At 69.0% G+C, this 9,944-nt stretch carries 9 protein-coding genes; all 9 read right to left on the reverse strand.

Annotated features, from left to right (window positions below):
- Positions 1–80: 80 nt before the first annotated feature.
- Positions 81–926: a helix-hairpin-helix domain-containing protein gene (locus ACN675_RS25640; RefSeq protein ID WP_420753513.1), complete on the reverse strand. Its 846-nt coding sequence runs from the start codon at positions 924–926 to the stop codon at positions 81–83.
- A gap of 115 nt (positions 927–1,041) precedes the next feature.
- Positions 1,042–2,607 carry an NADH-quinone oxidoreductase subunit NuoN gene (nuoN, locus tag ACN675_RS25645; protein ID WP_420753514.1) on the reverse strand — a complete coding sequence of 522 codons (1,566 nt, stop codon included), beginning with the start codon at positions 2,605–2,607 and terminating at the stop codon, positions 1,042–1,044.
- Positions 2,604–4,241: an NADH-quinone oxidoreductase subunit M gene (locus ACN675_RS25650; protein ID WP_420753515.1), complete on the reverse strand. Its 1,638-nt coding sequence runs from the start codon at positions 4,239–4,241 to the stop codon at positions 2,604–2,606. The genes nuoN and ACN675_RS25650 overlap by 4 nt, the downstream gene beginning before the upstream one ends.
- A gap of 7 nt (positions 4,242–4,248) precedes the next feature.
- On the reverse strand, positions 4,249–6,162 hold the full coding sequence (nuoL, locus tag ACN675_RS25655) for an NADH-quinone oxidoreductase subunit L (protein WP_420753516.1): 1,914 nt from the start codon (positions 6,160–6,162) through the stop codon (positions 4,249–4,251).
- 48 nt (positions 6,163–6,210) lie between these two features.
- A complete protein-coding gene (gene nuoK, locus ACN675_RS25660) occupies positions 6,211–6,510 on the reverse strand; it encodes an NADH-quinone oxidoreductase subunit NuoK (protein WP_420753517.1) in 300 nt (99 codons plus the stop codon).
- Positions 6,507–7,307, reverse strand: coding sequence for an NADH-quinone oxidoreductase subunit J (locus ACN675_RS25665; protein ID WP_420753518.1), 801 nt, complete (start codon positions 7,305–7,307; stop codon positions 6,507–6,509). Before ACN675_RS25665 ends, nuoK begins: the two co-directional genes overlap by 4 nt.
- Positions 7,304–7,837 carry an NADH-quinone oxidoreductase subunit NuoI gene (gene nuoI / locus ACN675_RS25670; RefSeq protein WP_420753521.1) on the reverse strand — a complete coding sequence of 178 codons (534 nt, stop codon included), beginning with the start codon at positions 7,835–7,837 and terminating at the stop codon, positions 7,304–7,306. The genes ACN675_RS25665 and nuoI overlap by 4 nt, the downstream gene beginning before the upstream one ends.
- Positions 7,838–7,839: 2 nt before the next feature.
- Complete coding sequence (gene nuoH, locus ACN675_RS25675) at positions 7,840–9,102, reverse strand: NADH-quinone oxidoreductase subunit NuoH (RefSeq protein WP_420753519.1); 1,263 nt, start codon at positions 9,100–9,102, stop codon at positions 7,840–7,842.
- A partial coding sequence (locus ACN675_RS25680) for a molybdopterin dinucleotide binding domain-containing protein (protein WP_420753520.1) occupies positions 9,102–9,944 on the reverse strand: 843 nt, incomplete at its 5' end. The genes nuoH and ACN675_RS25680, both read right to left, overlap by 1 nt.

Consider the following 9,944-nt stretch of genomic DNA (forward strand, 5'->3'; position numbering starts at 1 on the left):
CCCCGCGTACAGGCCGAGCAGCGTGACGGCCCATGCCGCGGCCGCGCACGGAACCAGCCGCGCATCGAGCCGGTCGCTGTTCACACCGTGACCAGCGTGCGCAGTCGCGCGAGCCGGGCCGGGCCGATGCCGTCGACCTCGCCGAGTTGCTCGACGTCCGTGAACGGCCCGTTTTCGTCGCGCCAGGCGACGATGGCCGCGGCGGTCACCGGACCCACCCCGGGCAGCGCATCGAGCGCCGCTTCGTCGGCGGTGTTCAAATTCACCGGTCCTGCCGCACCTCCCGATGTCGGGGCGGGTGATCCCACACCGGTTCCGGCGCTCGACACGCTGCTCGCGGGAGGCGGCGGATCGGGTGGCACGGCACCGACGACGATCTGGTCGCCGTCGGCGACACGTTGCGCCAGATTGATGCCCGTGAGATCGGCGCCCGGCAACGCTCCCCCGGCGGCGGTCAGCGCATCCGCGACCCGGCTCCCGGGTGCCAACGTCACGAGCCCCGGCGCGGCGACCAACCCGACGACGCTGACAACGAGTTCTTCGGGCTCGACCGCGTCCGACGTCGGCGCCGCGCCGCTCGGCACGGAAACGAGCGGCTCGGACACGGTCGACACCGAGGGCAGCGGTGGAACTGCTTGCGGCACAGGCTGATCACGCCACACCACGACGAACGCGACGAGCGCCGCGACGATGCCGACGACGCCGAGGGCCGCGGTCCCGCCGTGCCCGGTCTGCCAGCGTGACGCGCGCAATCGGTCGACCAGCCGCAGCGGTTCCGGTTCGCCGACCGGTGGCTCTTCCCCGAAGTCACCGACAGCCCCGTCACCGGCAGCCCGGTAGTCACCGGTAGCCCCGTGGTCACCGGCAGCACGGGCGATCGCGTCCAGCCGGAACCGGACCCGTTCCCCCTCGTCGCCGCTCCCCATGCCGCGACGGTATCCACCGGGGATTCGACGCGAGACCCGCCGACGCCGGATCCGGCGAATCTGTGGATGAATCCGGCGCCTGTGGACAACCCTGCGCTATTGAAAGAACACTGCGCTATTGAAAGAACACTGCCGCGCGGTCCGCGAGATCCAGCACCGGCTGCGGCGCGATCCCGAGCACGACGGTCACCAGCGCGGACACCGCCACGACCGCGGCGGTCACCGCACCCGGCGCGACGACCGTCACCGCGTCGTCCCCCGGTTCGGTGAAGAACATCAGCACGATGACCCGCACATAGAAATAGGCGGCGATCGCACTGCACACGACACCGACGACGACCAGCGGCGCTGCCCCGCCCTCGATCGCGGCACCGAACACCGCGAACTTGCTGACGAAGCCACTGGTCAGCGGGATCCCGGCGAACGCGAGCAGAAACAGGGCGAATGCCGCTGCGGCGACCGGAGATCGGCGGCCCAGCCCCGCCCACGCGGACAGATCGCCGGCTTCCCCGGTGCGGTCGCGGACGAGCCCGACTATCGCGAACGCCCCGACGGTGCTGATCCCGTAGGCGAGAAGATAGAACATCGTCGACGCGACGCCTGCGTGGTTGGCCGCGACCAGGCCGGTGAGAACGAACCCGACGTGGGCGACGGACGAGTACGCGAGCATCCTCTTGACGTCGCGCTGGGTCACCGCGATCACCGACGCGGCCACCATCGTCAGGACGGCGACGGCCCCGAGCACCGGCTGCCAGTTCGCGCTCAGCCCGGGCACCGCGACGTAGAACACCCGCAGCAGCGCCCCGAAGGCCGCGATCTTCGTCGCCGACGCCATGAACGCGGTGACCGAGGTGGGGGCGCCCTGATAGACGTCGGGGATCCACGACTGGAACGGCACCGCACCGACCTTGAACAGCAGCCCGACCGCGAGCAGCGCCACGCCGATCAGGGCGAGGGTGTCGTCGCCGGACCCGTCGGCGACGGCCGCCGCGATCCCGGACAACCGCACCGTGCCCGCGTACCCGTACAGCAACGCCATGCCGTAGAGGAAGAACGCCGACGAGAATGCGCCGAGCAGAAAGTATTTCAGCGCCGCCTCCTGCGACAGGAGGCGGCGGTGCCGCGCGAGGCCGCACAGAAGGTACAGCGGCAGCGACAGCACCTCGAGGGCCACGAACATGCTGAGCAGGTCGTCGGATGCGGGGAACAGCAGCATCCCGCCGACCGCGAACATCGCGAGCGGGAACACTTCGGAGGTGGCACTCCCTTTGCCTGCCGCCGCGCGCTCGGCGGCGCTTCCCGGCGGCACGGCCGGTTCCGGTGCGAAGTCGTCGACGGCGAACCGGACCCCGGCCGTGACCGTCTCCGCCACTGCCACACGACGTTGCGCGATCAATCCGACCGCGAGTATCGAGGTCAGCAGAATCGCGCCCTGCAGGAACAGGGCCGGGCCGTCGATCACGACCGCGCCGAGCACCGCCGAACTGCTGGTTCCGGCGAGCGAGACGACCGCGACGAAGGCCGCGACGAGACCGGCGATCGCGAGCACGAACTGGGTCGTGTGCCGGACCCGGCGGGGCACGAATGCCTCGACGAGCACCCCCGCGACCGCGACACCGAGCACGATGAGCATCGGCGCGAGCAGACCGTATTCGATCGACGGGGTGCTGATCTCGTTCACTCGGATTCACCTCCCTGCTCGGGCGTATCGGTTTCCGGATCGGCACCCACCACCGCCCCGGTCAGCACCGGACCGGGCACGGTGGGCGCCGGGTCGGTCTGCCCGATCGTGGTCATCGTGTGGTTCACGGCCGGGTCGATCACATCGAGCGCGGGTTTCGGGAACAGGCCGAGCACGATGAGCAGCGCGACGAGCGGTGCGACGACGACCAGTTCGCGCGGCACCAGGTCGCGGACCTCCTCGTTGCCGGAGGCGAGCGGACCGGTCATCATCCGCTGGTACAGCCACAGCACGTAGACCGCGGAGAGCACGAGCGCGCCGGCGGCGAACACCGCGGCGACGCCGTAGCGCGGGAATGTGCCGATCAGGACCAGGAATTCGCTGATGAACGGGGCGAGCCCGGGCAACGACAGCGTCGCCAGACCGGCGACGAGGAACGTGCCGGCCGCGATCGGCGCCACGTTCCGGACCCCTCCGAACGAGGCGATCATGCGAGAACCCCTGCGGGAGACGAGGAATCCCGCGATGAGGAACAACGCCGCGGTCGAGAGCCCGTGGTTGACCATGTACAGCGTCGATCCGGTCTGGGATTGGCTGGTCATCGCGAAGATGCCCAGCACGATGAACCCGAAGTGCGAGATCGACGTGTAGGCGATCAGCCGCATCACGTCGGTCTGCCCGATGGCGGCGATCGCGCCGTAGAGGATGCCGATCACCGACAGGGTGACGATCAGCGGCGCGAACGTCGCCGAGGCCTCGGGAAACAGCTGCAGGCAGTACCGGATCATCGCGAACGTGCCGACCTTGTCGACGATCGCCATCATCAGCACGGCACTTGCCGGTGTCGCTTCGACGGCGGCGCCGGGCAGCCAGCTGTGGAACGGCCACAGCGGCGCCTTGACCGCGAACGCGAACATGAACCCGAGGAACAGCGCGTTCAGCAGCCCCGGGGAGGCACCGAGTTCACCGGCCGTCGCCAACGCGACGACCTCCCGGAAGTCGAACGTCCCCACCCCCAGGTCGACGGTCAGGATGTACAGGCCGATGACCGCGGCGAGCATCATGAGGCCGCCGAACAGGTTGTAGAGCAGGAACTTCACCGCCGCGGCGGAGCGGGCGGCCCGGTCCTGCGCCCGACCGAATCCGCCGATGAGGAAGTACATCGGGATGAGCATCGCCTCGAAGAACACGTAGAACAGCAGGATGTCGAGTGCGGTGAACGCCAGCAGCACCATCGCCTCGACCACCAGGATCAGCGCGACGTACGCGTGCGGACGCTTGCCCCCGATGCCGTTCCGCACCACGGTGTCCCGGGTGTCGTTCCATCCGGCCAGCAGCAGCAACGGCACCAGCACCGCGGTGAGCAGCACCAGCACCAGCGCGATGCCGTCGACCCCGAGCGTGTATCCGGCGCCGAAAGACGGGATCCACCGGTGCGATTCCACGAACTGGTACTGCGCTCCCCCGGGTTCGAACCGCACCGCCACGACGATCGCGAGCACCGCGACCACCAGCGACACGACGAGGGCACCGGCCTTGGCGAGGTCGGGCCGGCGCGCCGGCACCGTCCACACGAGCAGCGCGCCGATCGCCGGCACCAGCCACAACGCGCTCAGCCAGGGGAACTGGTTCATCGCATCCTCACCAGAGCACCATCGTGGCGACCACGAGGGCCGCGCCTACCAGCATGGACAGGGCATAGGACCGGGCGAATCCGGTCTGCAGCGTGCGCAACCGCGCCGACGCGGCCCCGATCAGCGCGGCGACCCCACCGACGGCACCGTCGACGGCACGGTCGTCGACCTCGACGAGGGCGCGGGTCGCGTGCTGTCCGGGTCGCATGAACACCGCTTCGTTGACCGCGTCCCCGTACAGGTCGCGGCGCGCGGCGCGAGTCAGGACGGACACCTCGTCCGGTGCATCGACCGGGATCTCGCGGATCGCGTACTGCCGGTAGGCGATCGCGACACCGACGAGCACCACCGCGAGGGTCACGACGGTGAGCACCCACACCGGGAACGGCAGTTCACCGTGCTCTTCCCCGACCACCGGTTCGAGCCAGTTCACCAGCGCCCCACCGTAGGCCAGCAGCGCGCCCCCGGCGACCGACCCGATCGCCAGCACCACCATCGGCACGGTCATCACCCCGGGTGATTCGTGCGGGTGCGCATCCTCCGCCCACCGTCGCCGCCCGAAGAACGTCATGAGCATCACGCGGGTCATGTAGAACGCGGTGATGCCGGCGCCGAGCAGCGCGGCCGCGCCGAGGACGAATCCTTCGACGCCGCCGGATCCGAACGCCGCTTCGATGATCAGGTCCTTCGAGAAGAAGCCCGCGAACGGCGGTATCCCGATGATCGCCAGATATGCGAGACCGAATGTGACGTAGGTGATCGGCATGACGGTGCGCAGGCCACCGAAGCGGCGCATGTCGGTCTCGTCGTTCATGCCGTGCATCACGGATCCGGCGCCGAGGAACAACCCGGCCTTGAAGAAGCCGTGGGTGAGCAGGTGCATGATCGCGAACGCGTAACCGGCCGGGCCGAGGCCCGCGGCGAGCACCATGTAGCCGATCTGGCTCATCGTAGACGCCGCCAGCGCCTTCTTGATGTCGTCCTTCGCGCAGCCGATGATCGCGCCGAACAGCAGGGTCACGGCCCCGACGATCACCACGCCCAGTTGCGCGCCGGGCGCGACGTCGAAGATCGGGCCGGATCGCACGATGAGGTAGACCCCGGCGGTGACCATCGTCGCCGCGTGGATCAGCGCGGACACCGGGGTCGGGCCTTCCATCGCGTCCCCGAGCCACGCCTGCAACGGCACCTGCGCGGACTTGCCGCACGCCGCCAGCAACAGTGTCAGGCCGATCGCGGTCGACACCGTTTCGCTCGCACCCGGAACCGCGGCGAAGACGTCGGCGAACCCGATCGTGCCGAACGAGGCGAACATGATCATCATGGCGACGGCCAGGCCCATGTCACCGACCCGGTTGACGACGAACGCCTTCTTCGCCGCGGTCGCCGCGGTCGGCTTGTACTGCCAGAACCCGATGAGCAGATACGACGCGAGACCGACACCCTCCCATCCGAGGTACAGGCCGAGATAGTTGTCGGCCAGCACCAGCAGCAGCATCGCCGCGAGGAACAGGTTGAGGTACGCGAAGAACAACCGCCGTCCGGGTGCTCGTCCCGCGGTGTTGCCCGACGGGTCCGGGCCGTGCGCCATGTAGCCGACCGAATAGATGTGGATCAACGACCCGACCCCGGTGATGAGCAGCACGAAGCACATCGACAACTGGTCCAACTGCAGGCCGAAGTCGACCTGCAGGTCGCCGACAGGGACCCACGAGAACAGGTCCTGCTGCACGGCCCGGTCGCCGGCGTCGCGCCCGAGCATCTGCACGAACAGCACCACGGCCAGCCCGAACGAGACCAGCGCGGTCGCGCATCCGACCAGATGTCCCCACGTGTCGCTGCGCCGGCCGGTCAGCAGCAGTACCGCGGCGCCGGCGAGCGGCAACGCCGGCAGAAGCCACACGGCCGAGGTTCCGCCCATCCCGGTCTCCTCCCAGTTCTCTCGGCAGGCTCAGTGTTCTGAGCAAACTCAGTGCTTGAGCAGGTTGTTGTCGTCGACCGACACCGAACGCCGGGCGCGGAAGATGGTCATGATGATCGCGAGGCCGACCACCACCTCGGCGGCGGCGACGACCATCGTGAAGAACGCGAACACCTGCCCGTCGAGATTTCCGTGCATCCGCGCGAACGTCACGAACGACAGGTTCACGGCGTTGAGCATGAGCTCGACACACATGAACACGATCAACGCGTTGCGCCGCACGAGAACACCTGCGGCGCCGATCGTGAACAGCAGCGCGGAAAGGTACAGGTAGTTCGCCGGATTCATCGGGTCTCCTCCTCGTCCGGCCGCTCGACGATCGCACCCCGGGCCTCGAGTACCCGGCTCACCGACAGCGGCGAATAGCTGCCGTCCGGCAATCGGGCCGGAACGTCGACGGCATTGCGCCGCGCGTACACCCCGGGACTCGGCAACGGCGTCACCCGCACCTGCGGTTCCCCCGCAGCGGCCGCCGCGCCCCATTCCCGGAACCGCCTGCGGGCCAGTTCCTTCTGGCTGAGACGCTCATCCGTCCGTTCGCGATGTGTCAGCACCATCGCGCCGATGGTCGCGGTGACGAGCAGCGCCCCGGTGAGTTCGAACGCCCACACATACCGCACGAACAGCAGTTCCGCGAGACCCGCGACGTGCCCGTCACCGGCGTCCACCAGACCCGCGAACGGCGGCAGTTCGGAATCGGCGAGGAACCCGATGATCAGCACCCCGAACCCGATTCCCGCCACGACCGCCGCGATGCGGTGCCCGCGAAGGGTTTCGGTGAACGATTCGGACGCGTCGACGCCGACGAGCATCACCACGAACAGGAACAGCATCATGACCGCGCCGGTGTACACGACGATCTGGACGACACCGAGGAACTGGGCGTCCTGTGCGATGTAGAAGGCGGCCAGCACGATCATGGTCAGTGCCAGGAAGATCGCCGAGTACACGGCCTTGCTCGAGACGACGACCCCGATCGCACCGATCACCGCGACGACGGCGAGAATCCAGAACTGCACCGCCTCACCGGTGGACGTGCGTTCCACGACGTCCTGAGCGAGAACTACAGGGGTGAGCGTATTCATCGTTCGACCCCGTCCTTCGGGGCAGCGCCCGGTACCAGGCCCCGGTAGTAGTCCTCCTCGGTGGTGCCCGGGTACATCGCGTGCGGCGGCGCTTCCATCCCTGGTTGCAGCGGCGCCAGCAGCCGCGACCGGTCGTAGATGAGATCGGCGCGGTTGTCGTCGGCCATCTCGTATTCGGCGGTCATCGTCAGCGCGCGCGTCGGGCACGCCTCGACACACAGACCGCAGCCGATGCAGCGCAGATAGTTGATCTGGTAGACCCGGCCGTACCGCTCCCCCGGCGAATACCGTTCTTCCTCGGTGTTGTCCGCCGCTTCCACGTAGATTGCATCGGCCGGGCACGCCCACGCGCACAGTTCGCAGCCGATGCACTTCTCGAGCCCGTCCGGATGCCGGTTGAGCTGATGGCGGCCGTGATATCCGGGCGCCGGCGGGCGTTTCTGCTCGGGATACTGCTCGGTGATCGGCTTCTTGAACATCGCCGCGAAGGTGGTGCCGAAACCGGCGATGGGATCGAGGAATTCGGGCATCGTCATCCCTCCCCGGGGGTGCGTTGCGCGGGTACGGGACCCGGCATCGGTGGGACCGGGAAGCCCCCGGCCCCAGGGTCGAACGGTTCGGCCGCGTCCGGTGCGGCCCGGGTGGGTTCGCCGCCACCGGCCGCGCGCCGCAACCGTGTGAGCACGAGGAACGCCAGGACGCACACCACCCCGACGGCGGCGAGTGTGCCCTGCCCGGCCGCGTATCCCTCGTTGGCGAGCGCCCGGATCACGGCGACGACCACGACCCACAGCAGCGACGCCGGAATGAGGACCTTCCAGCCGAGATTCATGAACTGGTCGTAGCGGAGCCGGGGCAGCGTGGCGCGCAACCACACGAACAGGAACAGGAATGCCCACACCTTGGCGACGAACCACAGCACCGGCCACCAGCCGGAGTTGGCACCGTCCCACATGTTCAGCGGCCACGGAGCGTGCCAGCCGCCGAGGAACAACGTGGTGGCCAGCGCGGACACGGTCGTCATGTTCACGTACTCGGCGAGCATGAACATCGCGAAGCGCAGCGACGAGTACTCGGTGTGGAATCCGCCGACGAGTTCGCCCTCGGCTTCGGGCAGGTCGAACGGCGCGCGGTTGGTCTCGCCGACCATGGCCGTGACGTAGATGAGGAACGACGGCAGCAGCAGGAAGACGTACCACGTTCCGACCTGCCCGGACACGATCCCGGACGTGGACATCGTGCCGGAGAGCAGGAACACCGCGGCGAACGCCAATCCCATCGCGATCTCGTACGAGATCACCTGCGCGGTCGAGCGCAGACCGCCGAGCAGCGGGTACGTCGAGCCGGACGACCAGCCGGCGAGCACGATGCCGTACACACCGACGGAGGTGACCGCCAGGATGTACAGCACCGCGACCGGAAGATCGGTGAGCTGCAACGGCGTCCGCTGCCCGAACGCCGAAACCACCGGCCCGAACGGGATCACCGCGAACGCCATGAAAGCCGGCACCGTCGCGATGATCGGGGCGAGAAGATAGACGGGCCGGTCCACCCCGGACGGGACGATGCCCTCCTTCAACGCCAGTTTGACGCCGTCGGCGAGGCTCTGCAGAATCCCCTGCGGCCCCAGCCGATTCGGCCCGATCCGCATCTGCATGCGGGCCAGGACCCGTCGTTCCGCGTAGATCGCCACGAGCACGGTCAGCACCAGGAACGCGAACACCGCCACGGCCTTGACCAGGATCAGCCACCACGGATCGTGTCCGAACGCCGACAGGTCTGTATACCCGTCCATCACTGCACCTCCCCCACCCGGATCCGTACGAGCCCGCCCGATCCGATGCCCAATTGCCGGTGGACGGCGGAGCCGGGTGAGTTCAGCGGCAGCCACACCACGCGATCGGGCATCTCGGTGATCGCGAGCGGCAGTGTCACGGCGCCTCGGTCGGTGGACACCGTCACCGCATCCCCGTCGGAGGCGCCGATCTCGGCGGCGGTCGCGGCGGACAGCCGAACCACGGGCGGCCGAGCGGTACCGGCGAGGTACGGCTCCCCGTCCTGCATCCGCCCGGCATCGAGCAGCATCCGCCAGCCGGTCAGGATCGCCTCGCCGGGACCGGCGCGGGGTGGCTCGACCGTCTCCGTCTCCGTCGCCGGATCGGCCGGTCGCTGTCCCTCCCAGGGTCCGAGCAGGTCCAGTTCGCGGCGCGCGGACTCCGCGTCGGGCACGCCGAGCCGGGTCCCCATCTCGGCGGCGAGCGCGTCGAGGACCCGCTGGTCGGGCAGGGTGTCGGTGCCGCGCAGCGCGATCCCGAACTCGCGGACGCGGCCCTCCCAGTCGAGGAAGGCACCGGACTTCTCGGCGACGGCGGCAACCGGGAACACCACGTCCGCGAGATCGGTGACCGAGCTGCGGCGCATTTCCAGGCTCACGACGAATCCGGCCGATTCCACCGCCGAGCGCGCAGCCTGCGGGTCGGGGAGGTCGTCGAGGTCGACCCCGCCGATCACCAGTGCACCGAGGTCACCGGCCGCGGCCGCGGCGAGGATGCCCGCGGTGTCGCGTCCGGGATTCGCGGGGAGTTCGACGGTGCCGCCGACGCTGTGGGACCACACCTGCGCAACCCGGCTGCGCGC

The organism is Rhodococcus sp. O3 (assembly GCF_048897285.1).
Classification (GTDB): Bacteria; Actinomycetota; Actinomycetes; order Mycobacteriales; family Mycobacteriaceae; genus Rhodococcus.